Raw genomic sequence first — 25,149 nt, 5'->3', positions numbered from 1 at the left:
GCGAAGAGCTGCTAGTTGTCTCCCAAGCAGTGGTAATGAAGGTGTATCCAGGCTCTGAGAATCCTATGCGGCTGCCCGACCTCCACGCGGCGGCAGCTAGTTTCATCAGCTCTTTTGAGGCATGGGTGGCAAATCTTGCACGGATACAGTCGCGGGTTCATCGCTCCAACCGACAGCCTATGCTGTGCGACCCTTTCAGTTACTCCTCACACTGGGCACTGCATCAGCCCGGTGCGACCTGGAGCTGCCCCACACACCTGCGTCTGGGCCACTGGGAAGATCTTGGCCTCTGCGATAAGGGGCTCGTTCAAAAGGAAGATCACGAACTGGTCATAGCCATGGGGCAAGACAGGCGGCGGAGTCTTGCCAGGCTCGCTAAGCCACGGCGACGCCGCGGTCCCGCTACCCCCGACATCCCGCTTTGAAAGTGCTGCGCAACCCATAACCCGAATAATGAACCGCTACCTTGACGGACGCTGTTTCTGCACGGCATTACGACAACGTCGAGAGACTGTCAGGATGGAAGAAGCACCAAACTCGGACATGGCGCTCAACTCTGTCGTAGGCCAGGGCATGCAGGGTAACCCGCGGCAGCAACGGATGCTCGGCCGACATCGCGCACTGTCCAATCTGAATGGCCCGACGTCACCCGATGGCACAGATGATCGACCGCAGCGTCCCTGGCTCCATCTGTTGCTTGTCTCATCGATAAGGGTGCGTTGTCGAGGATAGGGTGGTGGCCGTTTTTGGGGCGAAAGCTGAGGTTGAGCAGGAAGAGATTGTTGGCATGGGGACAGGGCGGCTGTTCGCCCTTGGCCGGGAACAACCTCGGAGTACAACTCCTGCGGCAGGAGCTCCGAGAAATTGATTTCCCACGCTTGCTCTACGCTACGGTCCGAATTCAGTCCTTGCCTTATCGTCGAGGCAGATCGCGTGCCGACCGCGAAGTGCTATGGCCTGACCCTGGACCTAAGTCCACAGATTCCAGACCAAGCGGTCCATATCGCCCCTTGCGGGTCGAAGTAGCATCGACGCCGACAGCATTAAGCACCTCCGCTGAATGCGTACGGTCTACGGAAGCAATTGGATGAACACCAAGAGGACGACGACGGGCGGCCCCGCTCACATGCGCGGTGATCGAAGGGATACCGAGATCCGGAACTACGTGATGAACCTCGGCCCCCAACATCCTGCGGCACATGGGGTACTGCGCCTTGTGCTTGAGATGGATGGCGAGACCGTTGTGCGCGCGGATCCACATGTGGGGCTGCTGCACAGGGGTACCGAGAAGCTGGCGGAGTCCAAGCCCTTCAACCAGTCCATCGGCTACATGGATCGGCTGGACTACGTATCCATGATGTGCAACGAACACGCCTACGTACGTGCGATTGAAACCCTTCTGGGAATCGAGGCGCCCATCAGGGCACAGTACATCCGCACGATGTTCGATGAGATCACCCGTATCCTCAATCACCTCATGAACATCGGAACGGGCGCGCTGGACCTGGGTGCCATGGCCGTGATGCTCTATGCATTCCGGGAACGCGAAGAGCTGATGGACTGCTACGAGGCGGTATCTGGCGCTCGAATGCATGCCACCTACTACCGGCCCGGCGGTGTGTACCGTGATCTGCCTGACCAGATGCCGAAGTACAAGGAGTCATGCTGGAAGAAGGGGAAGGAGCTGCGGCGATTGAACGCCGCGAGAGAAGGGTCCCTGCTCGATTTCATCGAGAATTTCACCCGCGAGTTCCCGAACCGCATTGATGAGTACGAAACCCTGCTCACCGACAACAGAATCTGGAAGCAGCGCACTGTGGGCATTGGCGTTGTGAGCCCGCAGCAGGCCATGGACTGGGGCATGACCGGGGTGATGCTGAGAGGCTCGGGCGTGGCGTGGGACCTGAGGAAGAAGCGCCCCTACGCGAAGTACGATGCCGTTGACTTCGACATTCCGGTCGGCAGCGCCGGTGACTGCTATGACCGCTACCTGTGCCGCGTCGCGGAGATGCGGCAGTCCAACCGCATCATCCGCCAATGTGTCGACTGGCTTCGCGCCAACCCCGGCCCGGTGATGGTCCAGAACTTCAAGGTGGCGCCGCCGTCCCGGCAGGAGATGAAGTCCGACATGGAAGCGCTGATCCATCACTTCAAGCTCTTCAGCGAAGGCTACCAGGTGCCGGCAGGTGAGACCTACGCAGCGGTCGAGGCGCCCAAGGGCGAGTTCGGCTGCTACCTGATCTCCGATGGCGCCAACAAGCCGTTCCGGGTGCACCTGCGTGCTCCCGGCTTCGCTCATCTCTCTTCTCTGGATGAAATCGTCAGGGGCCACATGCTGGCGGATGTCGTCGCCATGATTGGCACCTACGACATTGTGTTCGGCGAAGTGGATCGATGAGGAACCGGCTCAGCCCACACATGGGCTGAGCCACACTCCGGCGGCCGCGAAGGGACAGCCATGTGCAGGCTGAGCAGGTCTTCCACGGTGCGTGCCCCGCCCATCTCCAGGTCGAGGATGCCGGGCTCCAGGATTGATCCCAGCAGAACACCGACCGCGATCGCATGAAGGCTGCGCGCCGCAGTTGCTGTATCAACGCCCTCACGGAGCTGGCCCAGTGCTCCTGCACGCTGGTATACAAGCTCCAGCATGCGGACCTCCGGCATCGCGCACGCCGCGAGCACATCGCCTATGCCGCCCAGCTCATGTGATGCACCAGAGCGCAGCAGAAGCTCAACCGTTCGGCGAACGCGTGGGGTGCGGCGCGTGTGATCAAATACCCTGACCAGGTCCGCAAACAGAAGCTTGAACGGGTCACTGCACTGCCGGATGGCGGCTTCCCGCAGTCCTTCGGGTGCATCTGGCCGCCCTCGCGCGGAAAGTTCACCCAGCAGGTTCTGGCGGGACCCGAAGTGCCAGTAGATCGCGCCGCGCGAATAGCCGCACTCGGTGGCGATCAGCTCCAGCGTGGCGCCCGCGGGCCCGTGGCGCAGCAGGCACACCAGTGCGGCATCGAGGATCCTCTCACGCGTGGCGTGTGCGTCCTCTCTGGTTCTTCTAGCCATGGCACGGTTGCATCCCTGCTGTTCGATGAGCGCGCGACCGCGCGTCCTGATCGTCCTTAGACAAGGCGATGGGACGGACCGTGGCCACAGCGCTGCACCGGGATCTGCGGCGTTTGAATGTCGATCTTCGATTCATTGGCTGGGGCAGGGCAGGACAGTGAGCCAAGCCACAGACCATCGGCGGCGAGACGCGCAGACTTCAGCGCGGGATCGTCGGCCTCGGACGGCTCGGTGGCCAGCTTCTTCTTCATCCACTCGATCCACTGCGATGCGGATACCTGGGTCAGGTCCAGGCGAATGATCAGGGCCGAGAGCATTGCAACGTCGTGCCGCCTGCAGCCCTCGACCACCGATTCCACGTAGGCGTTGGTGAATGCGCCGGGGCGGAGCCCGTTGGCACGCATTCTCCGTTCCACATCATGATTGAAGTTCTGCAGCCAGCACGAGAAAGTGGCGTCGATGAGATCCTGCTTGCAGTAGAAGTGATGGAACATCGCGCCACGGCTGACGCCCGAGCATTCGAGAATCTCACTGACGGTCACCGAAGACCGACCATTGCGGACGATAAGCGCTGCCGTTTCGCGGATGAGTATGCCGGGCACACGCACGGACGAACTGTGGGTAGCGTTCAAGAGAGTTTTCCTCATGTAGCGGGCGACGAACGATCCGCCAGGTCAGTACGGCCTGGCGGGTTGCCGTTCGAGCCAGTCAGTGATGCGCCGTGGCTGCTTCGCTTTCGGCGCTCTTCCGGGAAGCGATGGGCCTGCCGATTTCAATCTCAGGGTCCCCCTTTTCGGGCTGCCATGCCCCCAGCGCCAGCTGCACCTGCACGTGGGCCATCAGCAGCCCGGCCTGTGCCGCCGCAAGCTCTCTGCGCGCCTTTTCGTGCAGCGCCTGCTGCTGCAGGCCGGCATCCTTCGGCTCGATTCCGGCGTCCACGCGGGAAGAGGCATAGGCCGAAGATCTGCTGCTGAGTGCCTCGGCATTTACCGCCTGCTGCATCCTGACCTGGGAACTCGTCCACGCATGCAGGGAGTCCTCACTCTCCTTCAGCGCCGTCAGCACGGTCTGCTCGAAGGCATGCCAGTTCTGATCACTGCCGGCGCGAGCGGCTTCCTCCCTGGCCTTCTTCCGGCCAAAGCTCAGCCACTCCCACTGAAGCTCCGGGCCGGCCGAGAAGCGCTTTGCACTGGAATCGCCCAGCGAACCGAACGGTGCAAGGATGCCGCCGAAAACATTCAGCGTGAGGCGCGGAAGGTGCGCGCGCTCGGCGAGTACGACGTTGCCAAGGCTTGCTCGCAGTAGTGCATCGGCCTTGGCGACGTCCGGCCGCCGCGCCAGGAGGTCGGTCGGCTGCGCAAGCGATGCAAGATCCGGCGGGGCCGGCAGTGGAGCCGGGGCCAGCAACGCCTCCCAGGCGTCATCCTGCGCGGTCGGCGAGCGGCCCGCAAGAACCGCCAATGCGGCCCTGTCCGCCTGCAGCCGGGTAACGGTTGCCGCCTCCTGCGCCACCAGCTCGGCATGTTCGGATTCGACCGCAAGTGCCACCCTGCGATCGACCAGCCCTGCCGCATACCGGGCCTTCACGCGCGCCACGCGGGCCTCGCTGAGGCCAACCTCCCGCTCAAGAGAGGACAGGCTGATCTGGTCCATCCTGAGCAGGAAGTAGTTCTTCGCAACCTCGGCCTGGAGCACTGCGGCAGCCGACCTCGCGTCAGCCGCCGCAGCATCGGCCTTGCGATCGGCCATGGCTGCGGCGGTGCCAATGCGCCCAAACAGGTCCAGTTCCCAGGAAAACATCTGTCCGGCGGACAGCAGCCTCTGTGAAGGGGGGCGGGGAAGATCCTGTCGATAGGGATCCGCTTCGATCTGGGCGGACTGCATGGCTTCGGCCTTGACCTGCAGCGCACCGCTCGGCAGATAGTCCTTGCGCGCTGCGCCTGCCAGTGCGCGCGCTTCCACCACGGCGGCAAGGGCAGACTTCAGGTCATGATTCCCGCGCATGGCCAGGCTGACCAGCGCATCCAGGTTGGGGTCGGAGAAGTCCTTCCACCATTGCCTGTTGGGCGTCCCGGGCAGGACATCCGCATCCAGCGCCGCCGGCGTGGGGGCCTGGCCCACATGATGCCGGGCTGCGGCGTCAGGGATCTCGGTCCTGGGGGCCACAGAGGCGCAGCCAGAAGACAGGGCCACAAGCACAGCAATCGACAGGCAGGCAACTCGATTTCCAATAGACATGATCATGCCTCCTCGGTCGGGTGAATGCGGTAGAGCGCGGCATACAGCGCTGGAATGAGGCCCAGCGTGATCAGCGTTCCAAGGGCGAGGCCGCCGATCATCACGATCGACATGCTGGTCCACATGGAGCCGCCAAACAGCAGCAGCGGGACAAGGCCGAGAATGCAGACCATCTTGGTCATGACGATGGGGCGCAGGCGCTTGGCCGCAGCCTCTTCAATGGCCTGGAGAGGAGGCAAGCCATCGCGCTGACCTTCGTCGATCGCATCGATGAGCAGAATCGCGTTGTTGACGATGATGCCGGCAAGTGCGAGCAGCCCCAGTGTTCCGATGAAGGTCAGGCTGGTGCCACTCAGCTTGAGTGCCAAGGTCGCGCCGATGACCACGAACGGAATGCTCGCCAGGACGATCAGGCTCTTGCGGATGCTCTCGAACTGCCATACGAACAACAGGAACATGGCAGCAAGGCAGAGCGGGAGCAGCTTCTCGATGCCTTCGTTGGCACTCTTGCTTTCTTCGATCTCGCCACCGAGTTCAACCCGCACGCCCTGCTTGCGGAATTCGGAAAGAAGTGGCTCCACCTTGTCCGCGATCCCCTGGGCCGTCAGCTCGGAGCTCTTTGCAAGCACGGTGACCGCGCGCGTCTGGTTCACTCGCTGGATTGAAGACAGCTGCGGCGCCAACCGAAGCTTGGCCACCTGGCCCAGAGGCACGCTTCCGCTGCCATCCGCCTTCTGGATCGGGAGTGCCTCAAGCTGGCCGATATCCGTGCGCAGTGCCGCCTCTCCGCGGAGGATGACCGGGAGAACGGTGTCGCCCTCACGATAACGGGAGATCGTTGCGCCGGTCAGCAGCATGTCCATGCTCTTTGCGATGTCCGCGCTGCTGATGCCTGCGGCCTGGGCCTTGGGCTGATCGACGTCCACATCAAGCTGGACGACCTGGCGTTCGGCATCGCTGGATACATCCACCATCCCCGGCGTGTCCTGCAGCGTGCGCAGCAGCTTCTCGGCGGCAATCCGATGTGCGCCGTCGCTGCTGGAGATGCGGAACGTCGCTACGCCGGCATCCGAAGACCCCATCGAGAACCGCTTGGGCTCCACCCGCACATCCGGGAAGTGTGTTGCCATCACAGAACGCAGCCGCTCAATGGCCGCCTCGTGCTTGACGCCCTTCGCAAGGGACAGCACGGCATACGCGCGGTGTCCTGCGGGAGTAGGCGGGTTCAGTGCCAGGATGAAGCGTGGGCCACCATCACCCATGTACAGGGCGTGGCTGGAGATCTCCGGAACGAGCTTCTCGTCGGCCAGTACCTTGCTGATCTGTTGAGCAACCGCCATCGTATTGGCCGGGCTGGAATCCGGGGACAGCTCGATGGCCATCTGCAGCTGATGGCGCTCGGACGGCGGCATCAGCTCGTTGGGGACGGTGGTGAACAACCAGCCGGAGGTTGCCAGCAGTGCAACCATGACGCCGATGTAGATGGCCTTGTGCCCCAGGATCCAGCGGACCTTGCCGCGGTACCAGCCCGTCAGCCGCTCGACCGCGCGTGCGGTGCGGCTGAGTTCGGCATGGTGATGGGCAAAGTACTTGCACAGCAGCGGAATCAGGGTAACACCGATGACCAGCGACAACAGCAGCGCGATAGCCATCACGATGCCCAGACTGCGCAGGTACTCGCCTGTTTCCGTGCTGGAGATGGCAAGCGGCATGAACGCCAAGATGATCGCCAGCGAAGAAACCAGAAGCGGCACGAACATCGTGCTGCCGGCGTGAGCGGCAGCCTGGTCCGGCGACTCACCCAACGAGAGCCGCCGCTCCATGTCCTCAGCAACGACAATCGCGTTATCGACGAACAGTCCCAGGGCGATGATGATGGCACCCACCGAGATCATGTGCAGATCGATGTTCAGGATCTTCATGATCGCCATCGTTCCCAGTACCGTGGTCGGCACGATGGCGCTGACGATCAGGCCGGTCCTCATTCCAAGGAATAGCACGACGACCGCCATGACGATGACGAGGGTCTCCAGGAAAACCTTGGCAACACGCAGCAGCTGGGTGGAAACAACCTCGGCCTGATCCGTGATCTGGACAAGCTGCATGCCGGCCGGCAGCGTTTCCGAAAGCCGTTCAACGTCGCCTCGCAGCAGATCGGCGAAGCTCACTACGTTGAGTCCTGGTGCCATGGAGACCGCTATCACCACGGCCGGCGTGCCATTGACGAATGCACCCGTCATCGGCGGGTCCTGGGTCACCCGTTCCACTCGCGCAAGGGCGCCCAGAGGCACCGAGCCACCCTTCGGCAGCGGAATCGGCGTACTCTTCAGCTGGGAGGGGTTGTCGGCGTCACCGCTCACGTTGAGCGCAATCTCCGAACCACCGATCTCGACGTAACCCGCCGGCGCAATGACATTGCGCTTGGAAACCGCATCGGCAATCACATTGGGGTTGAGCCCACGCGCAGCCAGGGAAGGCACGTCCAGGATGATCTGGACCTGCTCGTCCCTCACGCCGTGCAGCGAGACACGCTCCACCCCGGGCAGCCGGAACAGCTCATCGCGCAGGCGGCGGGCTTCTGCCCGAAGCTCGCCTGCGTTATAGCCGTCGCCGGTCAGGCCCATGGTCATCACCGCAACCCGACCGAATTCGTCGTCCACAACGGGACCAATTGTTCCCTCGGGAAGCTGGCTCTGGATGTCCCCCATGCGTGAGCGCAACCGTTGCCACACAATGGGAATTTTCTCCGATTCCACGGTGGGATAGAGATCAACGTAGGTGAACGCAAAGCCTGGACGGACAGTCGTCCGGATCCGCTTGACCTCTGGCATGCCACGAATGCTCTCCTCGATCGGGCGAGCGACCAGCTGCTCGACCCGGTCCACGCCGGCGCCCGGCATGAAGCTGAGTACCGTCGCCGTGCGAATGGTGATGGGGGGCTCTTCAGTGGACGGGAAGTCCAAGGCGAGAATGAGGCCGGTAAGGACGACCGCCACAATCGCCAGCAGGGTCAGGCGGGGACGCGCCAATGAGAATGAGGAGAGGCTCATTGTTCTGATCCCATCTTCATGTCGACAGGCTTGATCTGGGTGCCCGGGCGGATGGCCTTGGCCCCAGCAACGACGACGCGCTGACCTGCAGAAATCTGGCCGCTCACTTCGATCCAGTCGCCGTGGTACTGACCCAGGCTTACCTCGGCAAGTTCGGTCGTCTTGCCATCCTTTGCCAGCCGAAGCACCTGCCCCTTACCGCCAACGGCAGACGGCAGAACAGCACGAAATGGCACTTGAAGCCTGGCTGGGCCTGCATCCGTTCCAGAAATCCGGACCGACCAGGTCGAGCCCACGGTCGCCGCCTCGGGCACTGCGATGTATGCGGTACGCACGCCGCCAGCATCAACGCGGCCATCGACACGGAGCACCTTGCTCGCCACGGTGTCCGAGCCGCTGATCAGATTGACCACCTGCCCAACAGCCAGGGGAGCAGTGCCCGGAATCGCGACAGACAGCTCGCGGCCTGCACCATCGACCTGGATGGCAACAGCGCCCGGGCCCACGGACTGTCCAACTTCAACGGTCCGGGCAGCCACGACTCCGTCAAACGTTGCCCTCAACGTGGCTTCCCCTTGTGACCAGCCGGCGAGCTCGTGCTGCGCGCGGGCATTGCGGACGGCCGCATTCGCAGCCGCCAGTTCGGCCTTCGCGGCGGTCATCTCCGCCGGGCTGAGCGCATCAGCCTTCTGCGCAACATCGAGTCGCTCAACGCGACGCTGGACCTCGTCCAATGCGGCCTGCGCGCGTGCGACGTCGCCGGCAGCGGACGCCTCCTGCGCTGCAAAGGGGACAGGATCCAGGCGGGCTAGCACCTGCCCCTTCTTTACGACATCGCCAGGTTCAACGAGTACTGCAGAGACCTTTCCGGAAACCGGGAAGGACAGCTGTCCTCGCTGCGTGGCACGTACGGTGCCGATGTAAGCGCGCTGATCGCCAGTGGCCTGTCGAACGGATGCGACGTACGCGGTACGTGCTTCGGGCGCGGCGCTTTCCGGGGTGTCGGAGCATCCCGTCATCACGGACAGGGCAATGGCCAGTGCGCTGAGACGAGGCACCAACGACCGAGTCATATGGGTCTTCACGTTCGGTTCCTTGTATGGGTGGTCGGTTCCACAGACCGGCTCGGTGCCGTCGGGTCTGCAGGCGGCGTAAATTTAGGGGGACACCTGCACCCCGAACAGGACAGTTGTGGACACGCAGGGGCTCAAACAGGTCAACTGGGACAGATGGCGCACCTGGTGATCCCTTGTGGCATGAGACGCCCCCGCCTGAATCTGGTCAGCGACATGAGGACGTTGTTACTGTCGGCGCTCTCAAGGGGACATTGGAGGACGGGCAGGGGACCCAAAAGGCCAGAATGTGTCCGCCACGTTGAAACAGGTCCCCTCGCGGCCCGACTATGTGGGCGTCGCACTACCTTTCGAATTCGTGATGGCCCCTATCCCCAAGAATCTGCCGGCGTTCATGGACTGGCCTGTCGCAGGCGAGGATGCCGCGCTGGATGCTGTCGCTCTCCAAGCTTCTGAAGATCCAAACGCCGCAAGCGAATCGCAGATTGCCGAGATAGTGCCCACCGGGGCGAGGGCAATCCTCGGCCTGGTCGAGGACCGGGGGTTCTCTCCGGAAGAGCTATGCCGCGGGCTCGGCTTCACTTATCGCGATCTATCAATGAGGGACGTGAGGCTGTCCTACCGGCAGATGCGCCAGTTGTTCATGCGGGCTGAGCGTTTGCTGGGCGAGCCTGCGCTGGGCCTGGCACTGGGGGCCAGACAGACGCCCATTTCTTGGGGGGTACCCGGATTGGCAATGCTCACGTGCGAGACCTACGGCGATGCACTGACGTACGGCCTCACCCATCAGCAGGCCATCGGCTCGATGCTGATCCACACGGTGGAGGAGGTGGGAAGGGAAGTGAGAATGGAAGTCAGGTTCAAACGATTCGACATTCAACTGGAGTCGGTGCTGGTCGAGGACGCGTTCGCCGGATTCGTTGCGGTCAGCAGATACGTGATTGGGCCATCATTCGCGCCACTCAGGGTTGATTTCTCACTCCCCAAACCCTCTGATCCTGAAGTCTATCGACGATTCTTCCAGTGCCCTGTCCGCTTCGATGCTGGCATCAATCGCCTGATCATAGACTCACATTGGCTGAGCGCGCGCTTGCCCGGTTTCGATCGGGTCAATTCAAGAATTGTCCGAGAGCAGTTGGATTCACTTCTTCCAACGCGAGGGGGCCGCAATGAGATTGTTGAATCCCTGTCTAGCCATCTTCGATGTGATATCGAATCAACGACCAAGCAGAGCGAACTTGCGAGCCTGATCAATGTCAGCGAAAGAACGCTCCGCCGCCGGCTGAGCCGCCAGGATTCCAGCTATCGGGAGATTCGGGACGAAGCGAGGTATGAACGCGCCCGTGATCTCCTGCTGAACTCTGAGTTGAGCATCGCCGAGATTGCGGAAGCGGTTGGATATTCCGACGCCCGTGCATTCCGGCGCGCATTCAAGCGCTGGGCAGGTTGCCTGCCAACCGAGTTCCGGGAATCCAGGTAGACAGCATTCAGTCCGTTTCGACATCCGTATCAGATTCCTCAGAAGCGCGATTCCCACAGACTTCGCGAAGCTTGTCGTGATCATCATGGCAGCGTCATGCGTGCTGTTCGATCCGAGGCACGTACTGCATTGATGATTGCAGCAGTCTTGCCAGTACCTGGCGTTCGCCATGTCCGACATCCTGGAATGGCCGAGGCGCGCTTCGCAGACAGCCAGCTCGAACTCGATTAACTCTTCTCCACACAAGCTCCGAAAGCAATGCACCCTGCGAATCCCCGATGCCTAGATCCTGCGTCAGGTATCCATCGATCTGCCATTCTGGGAAAAGCGCCGCTGGCTAAGCCCGACGCAGTGGACCGCTGGCGGCAGTGGGTCCCAAGGATCGTCGCAGGCATCCTAATGATGTTGCTGACCGCGTGTAACGCGGTGCATGTGGTCAGGTCAAACCAGGCCAAGACGTATGCAGGTCTTACCATCCACGGGGAGCGCCGGATGGAGATCGTGCCAGTGGGCAGCTCGCATGGGCACTTTCAGACGGTGACTCTAGCACCAGTCCTGCTGATGCCAGAGGTCGCTGAAACGCTGAGCCCGGGTGTCGGCGAGCGCCTCAAGGCTGCCGTAAGCAGTCAGCTGCAGCGTCAGATCGACAGGCGCCTGGGCCGGAGCGGGGCGCAAGATTCGGGAGCGGGTCTGTTGCTGATTGCAAGGATCACCTCTGTGAAGGAGGCCTCTGCTGGCCTGAACATTGCCACATCGGTTCTGATAGGGCCGGTGAGCAAGGGGCGGCTTTCCCTTGAGATCGAGGCGATCGACGTAAGCACCGGCAGGCAGGTAGGACTGCTACTGCTCGCCGACGAAGCCGACATGAGGGACATTCGAAAAAGCTACACGCCGGACGGCCACGCCAAGGCGCTTGCGGGTCGGTTCGCGGTCGAGGCGGTGGAGTTCATTGCGCCGATGGTGAGATCACGCTAGGTTCCTGGTACTTCGCCACCGTCGAAAAGCATTCTCTGGGTGTGGTGGGACACTGACATGCATTGTTATGGCTCTGACAAAGCATTGATGGTGTATGACTTGGCGACTCGAAGCGAGACGGTCTTGGTACTCTCAGTAGTGACACTATCGTGCTTTGTAGGAGCGCCTGCAGATCTGCCCGAGCTGGCGATTCCAGACAGATTACTTCGCGAGCTCAAGCACATGCGGGAAAATTGATCTATTTCGATGGGAACTTGGCTGGATTGAGAGAGGCCCTTTTGTCCGAAAGCTTGCGTCGGATCGAGCTGGCGGTTAGGGATGTTTATCGGGGGCAGGGGAGGGCACGTGCCGTCCCGTCGCGCGCATCTGAACCTCTACCGGAGCGGAGAGCTTGCAGTAATGGCAGATCTCTGTCCTGGCTGGTTCGCTGGCTTGTACGCCGTGGCCGATAGCCCTAAGATCTAGCTGTATTAAGGGGATGGCCCACCATGCGGTGAGCTATGGATGAATCGAATAACCGGACCCAAGCATCCGGCTATCAGGTAGTCAGGTCTACTCACATGGCAAAGCAGTACCCAAAGAGGTCAATCAGTGGCGACGCTGGCGAGCATTTCGCGGCGTACAAGTTTACACAAACCCTAAAGTGGCCTTGTCGACTTCAAAGCGTCGATTTAGGCATCGACGCAGAATTGGAGATTTGTGACCAGCAATTCTCCGCGACAGGAAACGTGGTCAAACTTCAAATAAAGTCCTTTCAAGAGTTGTCAGGATCACAGCGTCACGATGTCTACGTTGATGATTCAGATATCGACTACTGGCAGCGATTCTCAGTCCCAACCATAATCGTCTGCGTCGACCTTAAGAACGAGAAAGTGTACTGGAAGCCGATCAGCGCGACAGAAGCCTACGCGACAGGTGGGGCATCTAGAAAAATCACATTCAATTTATCTGAGGATGAATTGAAACCTGAAGCAACGAGCAAGATTTCCTCTTTAGCATCACCAGATCACTTCAAAGATATTTTAGATTTGATCACTGAGGCAGAGGCCATCTACAAAAGACAAGTTGCTTCGGATGTGTTCGCAATTTCTGGCGATGAATTGGATGAAATACACAAAGTTAACAACACCTTTGAATCCATTGTTTCAAGAATAGAGGAAATTCGTCGCCATTACCCTTGGCGCATCAGCGAATTCTCTTCAAAAAAAATCGAGCGAATGAAAAGTGAGATGTACCGTTACTGGAACTATGCTGAGGTGAGTTGGAGAAATGGCGTCAATGGCATGTAGGTCTAGCGATTGGTCAAGCCGGACTCGTTGTGCAAGTCGGCGCAATCCGGAGTTGAACACCCGCTACTGGCGGTAGCGGCGGCCGGAGGGGCGGTGGATTAGGAAGATTTATCGGGGGTAGGGCATGGCAGCGCCCGACCCAGAGCGTAATTGTGTCCGCAGGTTCGCCCAGACCCGTTCAACGCCGGCCCCACAGCCCTGGCACCTGTCTCAGTCCGTGCGACTGGCCCCGGCTACAGTTGCTCAATCACGTTAGGGGCGCGCCCAATGTGGCGCGGTGTTTTGAGGGTTCAAGGAGCGGGGTAGAGGGCATGAGGAGTCATGAGTACGTCCTGCTGGACGGGATCAGCCGAGCGAAGATTGGCCGCTACTTGGGGACAGCGGCGGCGGCCATTTCAGCGGGCATTGTTTACTTAGTCCTGCGGGTGATCGATCTAGCTGGAAGGTACGGCCTACCTGCGCATCTGACGCCCTCGGTGATGGCACTCATCGGAGCGGGTACCGTGTACCTGATCCTCTATTGGCTATTCGACCGGCATCTCTGGCGCATACCTTGGCTAGCAGGCTTGCTAAAAGTCCCCGATCTGCAGGGGCAGTGGCGGTGCGAGGGTACTTCGTATGGCGGGGCAGACAATGCGTCGGCCCGAGACTGGACCGGTACCGTGTCCATCGCCCAGAGCTGGGATCGATTACGCATCCGCTTGACCACCGAGCAATCCGGGTCCGACAGTGTGGTCGCAGCACTGATGCACGATGAGGCTGGTGGCTACCGGCTGTTTTACAACTATCGCAATGATGCACGCATCGATCAGCCTGAGCTTGCTAACCACGTGGGCTTCTGCGACATGACTGTGAGCGCGGACCAGCAGCAGGCCGAAGGCGACTACTTCAATGGACGGGGACGTGCGACCTACGGTCGAATGCGCTGGAGGCGCCAGCCATGACCACGATCGATCAACGGCTCCAGAAGCTACGCGCCAGGAGATCGGGCGCTGACCGCGCCGCCGCCGTGGCCACGGATCAGCAGATTGAGATCCTGCGCAAGCAGGTGTTGGGGGAGGCCTATGAGCGACGGGCCGGGGGCAAACCCTTCACCCGCTACGCCTTGGGTGCCATGCAGGAGGTCGACCCCGACTACACGCGTATCAGCGTCGAGACCGCCAACCGTGTCGAAAACCAACTGCGGCAGCGGTTAGCGGCCGAAGGGCTCAATACCACCTACCGCTTGCAGGGTTCTGTGCCGTTGAATGTTCACATTCGGGGCGTCAGCGATGTGGATCTGCTGACGATCGGGCTAGGCTCGTTGTATTACGCACCGGCCGGTGTGCGGGCCCAGCGCGGCGATTACTCCCCTCCGCTGCGCGACACGTTAGTGTTGCTGTGCGATCTACGTCGCATGAGTGAGCCAGCCTTGCGCGCCGCCTTCCCGGCGGTCGACGTGGACACGACCAACGCCAAGGCCATCAAGCTCAGCGGCGGCTCGCTGGCTCGTCCTGTAGATGTCGTCCCGGCGGTCTGGTGGGATACGGTGCAGTACCAGCTAAGTGGCCTGGAACATGATCGCGGCGTCTCGATCTACCACAAGTTCGACAACGTCACGATCGATAATCTGCCATTTCTCCATATCAAGCGGGTGTCAGACCGAGACGTTGTTGCGTTCGGCAGCCTTCGCAAAGCTATCCGGCTGTGCAAGAACGTCAAAGCCGATTCAGAAGAGGAGGGCACGGTGATCGGTTTATCCAGCTTTGAGATCGCCGGCTTGCTCTATCACGCGGACCTGACCGCGCTGCGCGCCGGTGCGCAATGGGAGCTGGGCATCCTGGCGGAGACGCAACGGCACTTGGATTGGTGCTATCACCATCCCGCAGAAGCTCAAGCGCTGATGACGCCCGATGGCTCGCGGCGCATTCTGGACACGCCCGAGAAAGTCACCGCACTGAGGCGACTATCGATGGAAATGGACAAATTGTTGCGGCAGGTGGCGCGGGAACAGAATGCGGTCCTGTACTTGCAGGAATCTCCAAGCCTGGAAAGCAGCCGCCGCGCGGTGGAGCAACTGATCGTCCAATGAGAATGGCGCGCCCCTGCCGTAGTGTCATCGAGGACCGAGGCCCGGAGCGCGGCCATCAAACAGGTGTGTGGCCGTGTTGGTGGTGACAGCGCCGGCTTGGAAGTAGCCCACCACGATGACCACGGCCCGATGGTCGGTCATGGTCACTAGCGCGGGCAGGACGCTGCCTTGACGGGCGCCTTCGGGGTAGCTCTTCTGGCCCGACCGCTCACCGGCCCGATGCGTGCACCTCAGCATTGATCGTCAGACCACACGCGCTGACGGAATACCTCGTTCGCTAATACGTGATCGGTAAAGACCTGATCAGGTTGGGTCAGGTCAGGTGTCAATGCAACTAGTTTTGTCTTATATTGCTCGACAAAAGGTGATGTTTCATAATGCATACTAGGGGGCGAGATGCATAAACATGATCCGGCTCGTCAGATCAGCTTCATTCAACAAGCCCTGTCGCAGAACCGCAAACCGATAGGCTTCTTCCTTGGCGCGGGGTGTCCGCTGTCGATCCGCGTCAATGAACGGGAGGAGGGCGGAAAGACCGTAACCGACCCTCTGATCTGGGACGTGGCGGGGTTGACGAAGGTGATCGCGGAGCAACTGTCCAGCAAGGACGTCGCCAACCCGTCGACCTGGGACAAGATCGTCAAGATCGTGACCGATGACGGCGGCGATGGTAGTAATATTGAGCTCCTGCTCAGCCGCATCCGCGTGTTTGCGAGTGTCGCCGGCGCCGGCGATGTGCGTGGGCTGACCGCCGCCGAGCTCATCGCTCTCGACACGAATGTCTGCGACGTGATCTCCAAAGAGGTTCGGCGCGAGCTTCCGGCCAAGGATAGCCCCTATCATAACCTTGCGATCTGGAGTCGTTCGATCCGTCGCGAACGGCCGGTCCATCTCTTCACGACCAACTACGACCTATTGATGGAGCAGGCCCTCGAGGAGAGCTCGGCACCCTATTTCGATGGCTTCATTGGCGCGCGAAAAGCCTTCTTCGACCTTGGCGCGGTCGAGGATGAGGGCTTGCTACCGCCGCGCTGGACCCGACTCTGGAAGATCCACGGCTCGCTCAACTGGCGTCTTGAAGGCAAGACCGATGTCGTGCGCAGCGACGAGAAGACCGACAAACAGAGTTATCTGATCTACCCATCGCACCTCAAGTATGACCAGAGCCGCAAGATGCCGTATCTCGCGATGCTCGATCGCCTGAAGGCCTTCTTGCTCGCGCCGTCATCGCTGCTGTTCATCTGCGGCTATTCGTTCGCAGACGAGCATATCAACGACGTCATCTGCCGTAGCCTCGAGGCCAATCCGACCGCACATGTCTTCGCTTGCGTGTTTGGTGAGCTTGAGTGGGAGAATTACAAGCTTGCACGCCAGTGCGCGCTGGCGACGCCCAATCTGAGCCTTCTAGGGTTCGACAAGGCGATCGTCGGCCGTACGCTTGGTGAGTGGTCGGGCGAAGGGACCGATGATCTCGCGCTGCCGTCCAGCATCCTCGTTAAGGATGGAGACAAGGTTACCCTGCGGCTCGGAGACTTCGCCGCGCTCGGCATGCTGTTGCGTGGCCTTTCGGGTGATGGGGTGAGCAATGATCCGGCCTGACATTGCCGACCGGGCGACCGTCATCGGCACGGTCCAGGACGTCAGCGGCACGTCGGTCAGCGTCACTTTGACGTCGGACCGCTTCTCGGGCCTGAGCTTCGTCCAGGGCCAAGGACACAAGATCGGCCAGATCGGTAGTTTCGTCAAAATCCCGGTCGGTTATGTCGATCTATACGGCATCGTCTCGCAGGTGGGAGCAAGTGCGGTCCCCGAGAAGGCGGCTCTCTCGATGCCCAATGGCCTACGCTGGATGACGATCCAACTGATCGGCGAGGGCTATCGGACGGGCCGGTTTCAGCGCGGTATCTCGCAATATCCAACCTTCGAGGACGAGGTCCATCTCGTCTCCGAAGCCGATCTTCAGGCGATCTATGGCCGGTCGGACAAGCAGAACCACCTCGTCCGCGTCGGTCATGTCGCGGGCAGCGAGTCGATTGACGCGCTGGTCGACGTCAACAAGTTGGTGACCCGTCACAGCGCCGTGGTCGGGACAACCGGTTCGGGCAAGTCGACGACGGTCGCGGGGCTCTTGAATGTCTTGTCAGACGAAAGCCGCTTTCCGTCGGCGCGGATCGTCGTGCTCGATCTCCACGGCGAATATGGCAAGGCGCTCGGCGATCGCGCGAACATTTTCAAGATCAGCCCCGACGCCCGCTACGCCAACGAACACCGGCTGTGCATTCCCTTCTGGGCGCTGAGTTTCGACGAGTTGTTGCGGGTGACGTTTGGGAGTCTCCCGCCCGATGGCAAGGCCCGCAACATCATCCTTGAGGAGATCCTCGCGGCAAAGATCGCGAGCCTCGCAGTCCAGCCCATCGCCGGCGTGGACCCTGCTAGCATCACCGCCGACAGCCCGGTTCCCTTCTCGCTCAACAAGCTTTGGTACGGACTCTATTGCAGGGAATTCGGCACCTATCTCAGTGCTGGTGGCGCGAGCCCAGCGGATCAATCCAACTGGGCCTATGAGCTTGACGCCTCCAACGCGAAAATCGTGGGCGATGCCCAGGCCGGCATTCCGCCACGTTTTCGTAAGGTCAAAAGTGTGGCGAACGACCCGGAGAAGATCAATTGGCTTCCGGACGTCCTCAACATCCGGGGACCGCTCGAGGCGTTGGGTGCTCGGCTCCGCGTCGCCCGTTACGATTTCTTGCTGAAGGCGGGTGACTGGCATCCCGACCTTGACGGCAAGACGACCAAGACCCTTGCCGACCTGGTCGGCCAATGGCTCGGCAGCGACAAGCCAATCACCATCCTCGACCTGTCGGGCATCCCCTCGACCGTGACGAACGACATCATCGGCAATATCCTGCGCGTTCTCTACGACGGCCTCTTTTGGGCCCGGAACCTGTCGGAAGGTGGGCGCGAGCGTCCGCTTCTGGTCGTGATGGAGGAAGCACACAGCTATCTTGGCGACGACGGGAGCAGCGCGGCCTCGATCGCGACGCAGCGTATCGTCAAGGAAGGTCGCAAATATGGGATTGGCGCGATGATCGTCAGCCAACGCCCGGCTGAGATCAACCCGACGATCCTGTCGCAGTGCGGGACCTTCTTCGCGATGCGGTTGAGCAATTCCACCGATCGCTCGCATGTGACCAGCGCGCTCTCGGACAATCTTGAGGGCCTGACAAGTATGTTGCCAGTGCTGCGCACCGGTGAGGCGATCATCTTAGGTGAAGCGGTTCGATTGCCGATGCGCACCATGATCCAGGCACCGCCCCGCGATCGTCGTCCCGACAGCCAAGATCCACTGATCTGCGACGAGGTCGCGCCCGAAGAATCGATGACGCCGGGCGGTTGGAATCTGAAGGCCCATGTCCCCGCAGACTATCGCTATTTTGTCGAGACTTGGCTCCAGCAGAACCCGGTCCACACTCCACCCAAGAAGGAATGACACACATGGCTTGGCACGAATTCGCTCCCTTTACTTCGTCGAACATCGCCGCAATCCGCTATGAAGAGGATCAGCTACTGCTCGAGGTCGAGTTTCTCAACGGCAGCCGCTATCATTATTACGAGATTCCGCCGCAGATCGCTCAGGCCTTCGATCAGGCCGTATCGAAGGGGGAGTTCCTCGCGGCGTCCATCAAGGGTCATTATCGTTACAGCCGGGTCTAAGATGCCACTTGTCAGCCTCGATCAGAAAAATATTCGCGTTCAGTTCGGTGCATTCGAGGTCGACAACAAAATCTTGTTCGAATTCTTCAACAAGCTCGCCGCCGCGGATCGCGATGAGCAGCTCCACAAGGCCCTCTATATCGGCGTTCTGGCGCTCATGGAGGACCGGCTTTCGAGCTTCCTCTCGCGAACCGCGAACGAGCTCGGCACCGAGCTCGAAAGCCTGAAGCTCATCTTCGACATGAAGAAGGAACTTTTCTATCGGTCGGCGGTGAAGGGCGTGCTCGCTGAGGCCGATATCGCCGACTTCCTGTCGGAGTTTTTCGATCGCCAGAAGATCCCCGACAGGATCGAACTGACCGGCGATCGCGCCGGTACGATCCGCCGCAACAAGACAGGCGATATTGTGTGCCATCTAGCCGGCGACAGTGGCAAGCGGATCGCGATCGAGTGCAAGTTCGACAAGAGCATCCGCCTGGGGGACATCCAGACCAAGGACGTATTCACCAAAAAGGCGGATACCGCCTGGAGCCAACTGCTTGAAGCGCAGGCCAATCGCGACGGCCAGGCCGGAATCATCGTGTTCGACGCGTCGCTCATCGACAACAGCATCCTCGCCGCCGTCCAGGACCTGAAGTTCCTCCCCGGTATCGGCCTGATCGCAATTATTGATTCCCAGAAGGGCGATTATCGCAATCTCGCCATCGCTTACATGCTGGCGCGCGACATCGCACTCAATGCGAAGACGCTCGAGCTCGACACCGACGTCCTCAAAATCATCGTGAACCGGCTGATTAAGGATGCGCGAGACATGGCGTTGGTGAAGCACCTCGTCACCGCCAACATCGACAATATGAAGCAGATCCTCGCGCAGATCGAGAAAGGTATCCTTCTTGCCGAATTCAATCAGCGCTACCTCATCAAGTTCCTCGCCGAGGGGACCCTCACCAAGGAAGACATGCTCGCTTTTTATGCGGGTGAAGAGGTCAAGGAGCGTTTCCGGCTCGTCGAACGCGAGATCGGCGACCTTTGCGCCTGAGAGTTCGAAGTGCCGCCCTGCAGGCTGCCTTGCCCCGAGTTAGCGCCTTGAGCCTGTAAGTTAGTTTTCGGTCGTTTTATAGCATTCGATGATGACGGGCCATGCAAATGCTGATCTCGGGCCTGGCCGTTTGCAGACGAGATCAGATCACTTCAGCAAGCGAGCGGCAGGGTTATCTTCCGCAGCTCCGGCCTGGAAGTAGCCAATCACGCTCGCAACAGAACGATGTTCTGTCATGGCCACCACCGCCGGCAAAGGCACGCCTTGCTTGCCAGCTTCGGTGACAAATCCCGACCTGAGACTGTGCGCCCCAAAATCCCCCTCCAACCCAGCCAACCGGGCACGGCGCTTCACGATCGCGGCCACCGAGCCCGGGAGCAGGGCAGGGCCGACCCGCTCCTTCCAGATCCGCCGAAAGATCGCTCCCTCACGAATCCCCGCGGCCTCGAGCCACGCTAACAGCGCTTCAGCACTGCGTCCCAAGATTGGCTTGTCTGGTGTCGAATCTGCTTTCACCCCAGCCTGCTGGGTCTTCGAGTACTCCAGACGATAGATGTAGCCGTCATCTCCAACCTTGCGCAGGTCGCGCATGTCGGCCGCTGCGATCTCGCTGCGCCGGCGTCCGCCGCTGGCGAACCCAAAGCAGAGCAGGGCACGGTCACGCAGGCCTTCGAGGCTGTCGCCACAGGTGGCCAGCATGGCTTCCAGTTCGTCGCGGGTGATGGCGGTCTTCTTTGCGGGGCGTTCGCCGCGTTTGACCGCAGCCCGCCGGGCCCGACTGAGCAGTGTTCTGATACTGGGCAGCTCACAGGGGTTGGCTAGGCGCTTGAGCTTGTGTGCTGTGGACAGAACGGCCACGCGTTGGACCACAGTCGAGAGCTTGAGCGGCCCGACCTTGGCCTTGAGACCAGCGGCCACCAAGGCTTGATCCAGCCTCAGTGGCAGTTCGCTGACTAGAGTGGCCTTGCTCTTGCGCTGAATGTGGTCGACCAGGAACTGGATTACCACGGCCTCACTGACTGGCAATGCCAGTTCGACCCCGTAACGGCCTTGGTGCCAGCCGGCCCAGTAGCGCAGGGCGGTGGCATAGCTGCGAGTGGTGTTGGCGGCCGCGGCTTCGGCCAGCAGCTCCCGCACCGCGTCCGCGGCCTGCTGGGCCAATTGCTCGGGCAGTACCAAGCTGGTGACAGTCGCGGAGGTGGTGGGTAATGCGTTACTTCGCTTCATACTATGTAATGTATGCTATGAAATAGGGGCCTTACTAGCGATAATCATCACTTATCGTGAGTACGTTATCAGCAGAGTAGGGTGCCAGTACAGGAGACTTCGCATGGCCCGCGGCATCACCGAAACTGACGTCCATACCGCCGCCGACGAGTTGGTCGCCAAGGGCGAACGCCCAACCGTAGAGCGGATCCGGGCTCACCTGGGCACAGGCTCGCCGAACACGGTGACCCGCTGGCTGGAAACATGGTGGAACCGACTTGGCACGCGCCTGCAGCCAGTGCGTCCGGACTTGGAAGATGCGCCAGCGGTGTTGGTAGAACTCGCCGGGCAATGGTGGGAGTTGGCGCTGAAGCATGCCCAGGAGGCCGCCCGTCGAGAGCTTGCATCGTCCGAGCGGGCCCTGGCTGCCGAGCGTGATGCGCTGGAGGCCAGTTCCCGACTTGCGGCTGAAGAGCTGGCGCAAATGCGTGCAGAGCGTGACGTCGCAATCACCGGGGAAAGAATTGCAACGACCCAAGCTTCAGAGCTGCAGCACTTGGTCGACCAGCTTCAGCTACAGATCTCTGAACTTGCAGAGCAGCGCGACCTCGAGCGTCGAAGAGCCGACCGAACCGAGACAGCGAGACAGCAACTCGACGTCCGGCTTCACGAGGCCCGAGAGACGGCGAAATCTGAGCGGGAGGACTGGACCGAGTACGTCAGATCTGTCGAGAATCGAGCGCTCAGCGATGTGGATCGAGCCCGCCAGGAGGTGAAGGAACTCCAGGTGCAGCAAAGCAAGGCATCCGAACAACACAGGGCCCTTGAGAAGCAGCTGCGTCAGGACATCCAGGCCGCCCAATCAGCGGCCGCCACGGCCAGTCAGTCTGCCGATATCCTGCGCGGCAAATGTGACGCGCTTGAGGGGCAACTTTCAGGGCTTCGAGATTTGCCAGCTCAGCTGGAAGTGGCGCTCAAGCGATCCAAAGAAGTTCGTCCGCCTGCGGCTCGCAGACGCCCAAAACAATAGCGCTGTGCCGCGCTCCTAATAGCTGACACGGGTGCCAACTTCCAGGGCACACGAAAGAAAGGGCCGGCTTCATTTGCGCCGGAGGCCAGTCCGCTGACTCCGCGCAAGTCGCGTTCTGCGAGCTAGCCAGGCAGCCCAACAGACGAATGAGACCGCAAATCCGACGATTACCATGGCAACCAGCATGATCTCTCGATCAGTGTCGTTCATTGAGGGAGTCCTTAGCGTCTATGCCATGGTACCTGACGCTTCGGAGTGCAAGTGCGGGCGCGATGGCTGCATTTGAAGTTCTTTCGAAAGAATCCTTAGCCTGAGCCCGTCCAAGCGCGGGCAGCATGGCTGCATCTTGGATTGAAGCACTCGGCATGCCAGGCCGGAATAGGATCGTAGGATGATGAGCAAAGGCTCACGTTCCGACGGCGCCGTGTTCGAACACGTAACACTTTTACTTGGCGCTTGGTAACAGATTTACCTGCTTCGTCATCTGGGGCGTTTCCGTTGTGGCAGTCAGGGGCGGCCGTTCAACGTCAATCAATTGCCATGCGGAGCCGACAAAGCCAACGACGGACCGATACAGCATTTCGCATAATGTATATTATGTTACACGCCGGATCCGTGCCCGGGTGGCTAACGCCCAGGGACAGCCTCCCCATAGCCAAGTCTTCCAACCACCCCTCCCAGTCACCGCTCCCAATCACTCCCCACACCGCCGATAGTCAAACGGAATCCGCAGAACCTTCCCATCATCACCCGGCCCCGAGATGCTTGCCTTCAACGAAGCACCATCACGCCGGTACTCGATGCGATTCGGGAAATCATGCTGCGGATTCTCAAACACCACCCAGTTCTCGCCATGCCCGACAATGACGAACGTAGTCGGCGCCACGCCATTGGGTTGCACATGCAGACCAGCCGCTTTGCCCGCCGGCACGAACCGCATGTACTCGAATGACTCCATGCTGCCGCGGCTCAGCGTGCGGGACATCCCAAGCAACGCGCCGCCAGCTTCCGGCAGCCAGACCTCGTCCAGCCGCCGTTCTTCGGTGCCACCGCACCAATGCCCGGCCAGCCAGTCGAACTCGGCCGGCGCCGCGTTGGCCGCGCAGCTCGCCAGCGCCAGTCCTGCGCCCAGCATCACCATCTTCGACCTCAACATGCCCTCAGCTCCTGGTTGAGTTCGCCGCAGGTTAGCGGCATGGCGCCCGGCCCGCTTGTAAAAACGCGCAGGATGGCGTCCGATGCCGCATGGAATACTTCGAGCACCCTGCCCCCGGCGATCTGCGCCGGCATGTCCAATGCCTGTGGTGGCTGCAGGACGAGGCGCCCGGGAATGACGTACAGGTCATCTACCCGGATGGTCGTTGCGAGCTGATTGCCGAGCTTGGCGTGCCGCTGCATCTGCATGGTGCCGATGGCCGGATCCGTTCCGATCTGCCGTTCTGTTTTGCGGCTCAGCAATGTGGTCCGATTCGTCTACAGGCCGTCGGCCCGGTACTCTGCATCGGCGTGCGGCTGCAGCCGGCAGCGAGCGCGCTGGTCGCAGGCCCTCGGTTACCCGGCCTTCGCGACCAGGCGCCGGACCTATACACACTGGATGCTGCCTTTGCCGAAGTGTTCAGCACGGCCGCCCGCGCCAGTGCGGCAAGCGGTTCGCCCGAGCCGCTCTGGCAGATCCTGCGCGAACGCTGCGCCAGCTTTGCCCTGGATGAGCGCGTTGAACAGGCGGTTGCGGCGTTGGATGCCATCGATGGCGACCTGCGCATCGCCGAACTGGCTCGCCGGATTGGCGTCTCGTTGCGCACCCTGCAGACCCGCCTTCTGGCCGCTGTGGGCATGACACCCAAAGAGTATGCCCGTGTCCGCCGACTGCAGGCGCTGTTGCGCACGTTGGATGGCGAAGCGGCCAGCATCGCCTCGGCCGCCGCGCGACATGGTTACAGCGACCAGGCCCATGCCACGCATGATCTGCTGCGCTGGACCGGCGTCACGCCCGGCCGACTGGTCCATGCACTTCGCGGCGATCGCGGCAGCAGCGATGCGGTGCAGCTGGCGGCGGCGTTTGTACGTGGAACCAGTGCCGGTCGCGCGCCATGAACCCCCTGCTCTACCAAGCCCTTCAGCCGGGGCAGTGGACGACCCATCACGATTCGTTCGGGCCCCGATTGAAATCTGGCCGCGCTGTCACCTTCTGCAACGCGATGCAGCGCAGAGCGAGTGCGCTGCCACCATCGTCACCTGCCTTGATCGAACTATCGCGGGACAGCAGCAAGGCTTCACGCCTCACCCGATACGCCGAAGATGAGACCTGCGGTGGCATGCTCTTTGGCTGCAGGGCACAGGCGCCCATGAAAGTGCAGAGTGCGAAGACGCAGGATGTTCGCAAGATCATGCTCGCTCTACTCCAGGCCGCTACAGAAACCGGTGCATCACAAACACGTCCACCAGCCCCAGCGTTCGATGCCGGAATGCCTCCGGTAGCGTTCCGACCACCGCAAACCCCAGCTTCCGGTACAACGCGACGGCCGGCGCATTGGTGCTGACCACGTAATTGAACTGCATGGCCAGGAAGCCTTCCGCCCTCGCCCGGTCCAGGCTGTGCTCCACCAGCGCCCGGCCAATGCCGCGCCCCTGCACTGTCGGGTCGACCACGTAGGTGGCGCTGGCCATGTGCGCCCCCAGATCGGGGAAGTTGGCGCCCATCTTGTACATTCCGGCTACGCGGCCTTCCAGAAGCGCCACATAAGCCGGCTGCGACCCGAACCAGTGGCTCCGGAAGGTGCTGGCCTCGAAGGTGTCGGCGAACGGTAGCGCATCCTCGGTCGCAATGGCGACCCTGAAGATGGCCCACATGGCGTCGAAGTCACCTGCGGTGGCAGCTCGGATTTCCATGCGATTCCTCGCGGATCGGCGTAGTGGCCCAG

General features: G+C 61.1%; 20 protein-coding genes and 1 pseudogene. 13 read left to right on the top strand and 8 right to left on the bottom strand.

Annotated features, from left to right (window positions below):
* Positions 1–1,126 precede the first annotated feature (1,126 nt).
* Positions 1,127–2,398, top strand: coding sequence for an NADH-quinone oxidoreductase subunit D (locus N5C18_RS13185; RefSeq protein ID WP_033835674.1), 1,272 nt, complete (start codon positions 1,127–1,129; stop codon positions 2,396–2,398).
* Here N5C18_RS13185 and N5C18_RS13180 read toward each other — a convergent pair.
* The 5 genes from N5C18_RS13180 to N5C18_RS13160 form a co-directional block, all read right to left on the bottom strand.
* Positions 2,365–3,000, bottom strand: coding sequence for a TetR/AcrR family transcriptional regulator (locus tag N5C18_RS13180; protein ID WP_229295541.1), 636 nt, complete (start codon positions 2,998–3,000; stop codon positions 2,365–2,367). The two genes, N5C18_RS13185 and N5C18_RS13180, sit on opposite strands and share 34 nt — an antisense overlap.
* Positions 3,001–3,119: 119 nt before the next feature.
* Positions 3,120–3,695: a TetR/AcrR family transcriptional regulator gene (locus tag N5C18_RS13175; RefSeq protein WP_229295540.1), complete on the bottom strand. Its 576-nt coding sequence runs from the start codon at positions 3,693–3,695 to the stop codon at positions 3,120–3,122.
* Between the two features lie 76 nt (positions 3,696–3,771).
* Positions 3,772–5,307: a TolC family protein gene (locus N5C18_RS13170; protein ID WP_229295539.1), complete on the bottom strand. Its 1,536-nt coding sequence runs from the start codon at positions 5,305–5,307 to the stop codon at positions 3,772–3,774.
* The gene (locus N5C18_RS13165; protein WP_033835671.1) at positions 5,304–8,351 is read right to left on the bottom strand and encodes an efflux RND transporter permease subunit; all 3,048 of its coding nucleotides are present in this window, start codon (positions 8,349–8,351) and stop codon (positions 5,304–5,306) included. Before N5C18_RS13165 ends, N5C18_RS13170 begins: the two co-directional genes overlap by 4 nt.
* Positions 8,348–9,436, bottom strand: coding sequence for an efflux RND transporter periplasmic adaptor subunit (locus N5C18_RS13160; protein WP_279943961.1), 1,089 nt, complete (start codon positions 9,434–9,436; stop codon positions 8,348–8,350). The genes N5C18_RS13165 and N5C18_RS13160 overlap by 4 nt, the downstream gene beginning before the upstream one ends.
* 289 nt (positions 9,437–9,725) lie before the next feature.
* Between N5C18_RS13160 and N5C18_RS13155 the strand changes: the two genes are divergently transcribed.
* The 9 genes from N5C18_RS13155 to N5C18_RS13115 all read left to right on the top strand — a co-directional run bounded on the left by N5C18_RS13155 (position 9,726) and on the right by N5C18_RS13115 (position 19,992).
* A complete protein-coding gene (locus N5C18_RS13155) occupies positions 9,726–10,904 on the top strand; it encodes an AraC family transcriptional regulator (RefSeq protein WP_279943960.1) in 1,179 nt (392 codons plus the stop codon).
* A gap of 399 nt (positions 10,905–11,303) precedes the next feature.
* On the top strand, positions 11,304–11,879 hold the full coding sequence (locus N5C18_RS13150) for a DUF3313 family protein (RefSeq protein ID WP_279943958.1): 576 nt from the start codon (positions 11,304–11,306) through the stop codon (positions 11,877–11,879).
* A 560-nt stretch (positions 11,880–12,439) separates the two neighbouring features.
* Positions 12,440–13,168 (top strand): DUF4365 domain-containing protein, encoded by a 729-nt coding sequence (locus N5C18_RS13145; protein WP_279943957.1) that lies wholly within the window; start codon positions 12,440–12,442, stop codon positions 13,166–13,168.
* A gap of 311 nt (positions 13,169–13,479) precedes the next feature.
* Positions 13,480–14,112, top strand: coding sequence for a hypothetical protein (locus N5C18_RS13140; RefSeq protein ID WP_279943956.1), 633 nt, complete (start codon positions 13,480–13,482; stop codon positions 14,110–14,112).
* On the top strand, positions 14,109–15,239 hold the full coding sequence (locus tag N5C18_RS13135; RefSeq protein ID WP_279943955.1) for a hypothetical protein: 1,131 nt from the start codon (positions 14,109–14,111) through the stop codon (positions 15,237–15,239). Before N5C18_RS13140 ends, N5C18_RS13135 begins: the two co-directional genes overlap by 4 nt.
* Positions 15,240–15,635: 396 nt before the next feature.
* Positions 15,636–16,838 carry an SIR2 family protein gene (locus N5C18_RS13130; RefSeq protein WP_279943954.1) on the top strand — a complete coding sequence of 401 codons (1,203 nt, stop codon included), beginning with the start codon at positions 15,636–15,638 and terminating at the stop codon, positions 16,836–16,838.
* Positions 16,825–18,729, top strand: a complete 1,905-nt coding sequence (locus N5C18_RS13125; protein ID WP_279943953.1) for an ATP-binding protein — start codon at positions 16,825–16,827, stop codon at positions 18,727–18,729. Before N5C18_RS13130 ends, N5C18_RS13125 begins: the two co-directional genes overlap by 14 nt.
* A gap of 5 nt (positions 18,730–18,734) precedes the next feature.
* The gene (locus N5C18_RS13120) at positions 18,735–18,953 is read left to right on the top strand and encodes a KTSC domain-containing protein (protein WP_279943952.1); all 219 of its coding nucleotides are present in this window, start codon (positions 18,735–18,737) and stop codon (positions 18,951–18,953) included.
* Between the two features lies 1 nt (position 18,954).
* The gene (locus tag N5C18_RS13115; RefSeq protein WP_279943951.1) at positions 18,955–19,992 is read left to right on the top strand and encodes a hypothetical protein; all 1,038 of its coding nucleotides are present in this window, start codon (positions 18,955–18,957) and stop codon (positions 19,990–19,992) included.
* A 147-nt stretch (positions 19,993–20,139) separates the two neighbouring features.
* On the opposite strand, the gene N5C18_RS13110 is transcribed toward N5C18_RS13115, so the two are convergent.
* Positions 20,140–21,219 (bottom strand): site-specific integrase, encoded by a 1,080-nt coding sequence (locus N5C18_RS13110; protein ID WP_033835818.1) that lies wholly within the window; start codon positions 21,217–21,219, stop codon positions 20,140–20,142.
* Between the two features lie 103 nt (positions 21,220–21,322).
* On the opposite strand from N5C18_RS13110, the gene N5C18_RS13105 reads away from it, so the two are divergent.
* The gene (locus tag N5C18_RS13105) at positions 21,323–22,228 is read left to right on the top strand and encodes a DNA-binding protein (RefSeq protein ID WP_033835817.1); all 906 of its coding nucleotides are present in this window, start codon (positions 21,323–21,325) and stop codon (positions 22,226–22,228) included.
* Positions 22,229–22,922: 694 nt separating this feature from the next.
* On the opposite strand, the gene N5C18_RS13100 is transcribed toward N5C18_RS13105, so the two are convergent.
* Positions 22,923–23,384, bottom strand: coding sequence for a DUF6265 family protein (locus N5C18_RS13100; protein WP_279944782.1), 462 nt, complete (start codon positions 23,382–23,384; stop codon positions 22,923–22,925).
* A gap of 89 nt (positions 23,385–23,473) precedes the next feature.
* On the opposite strand from N5C18_RS13100, the pseudogene N5C18_RS22785 reads away from it, so the two are divergent.
* Together N5C18_RS22785 and N5C18_RS13090 are read left to right on the top strand one after the other, a co-directional pair.
* Positions 23,474–23,740 (top strand): annotated as a pseudogene (locus N5C18_RS22785) (DUF6597 domain-containing transcriptional factor); the annotation flags it as partial.
* A gap of 99 nt (positions 23,741–23,839) precedes the next feature.
* Positions 23,840–24,322, top strand: coding sequence for an AraC family transcriptional regulator (locus tag N5C18_RS13090; protein WP_279944780.1), 483 nt, complete (start codon positions 23,840–23,842; stop codon positions 24,320–24,322).
* 315 nt (positions 24,323–24,637) lie between these two features.
* Here N5C18_RS13090 and N5C18_RS13085 read toward each other — a convergent pair whose 3' ends face one another.
* A complete protein-coding gene (locus N5C18_RS13085; protein WP_279944779.1) occupies positions 24,638–25,117 on the bottom strand; it encodes a GNAT family N-acetyltransferase in 480 nt (159 codons plus the stop codon).
* Positions 25,118–25,149: the final 32 nt, after the last annotated feature.

Source organism: Stenotrophomonas sp. GD03930, assembly GCF_029839665.1.
Taxonomy (GTDB): domain Bacteria; phylum Pseudomonadota; class Gammaproteobacteria; order Xanthomonadales; family Xanthomonadaceae; genus Stenotrophomonas; species Stenotrophomonas forensis.
This window is presented reverse-complemented; position numbering and strand designations above follow the sequence as displayed.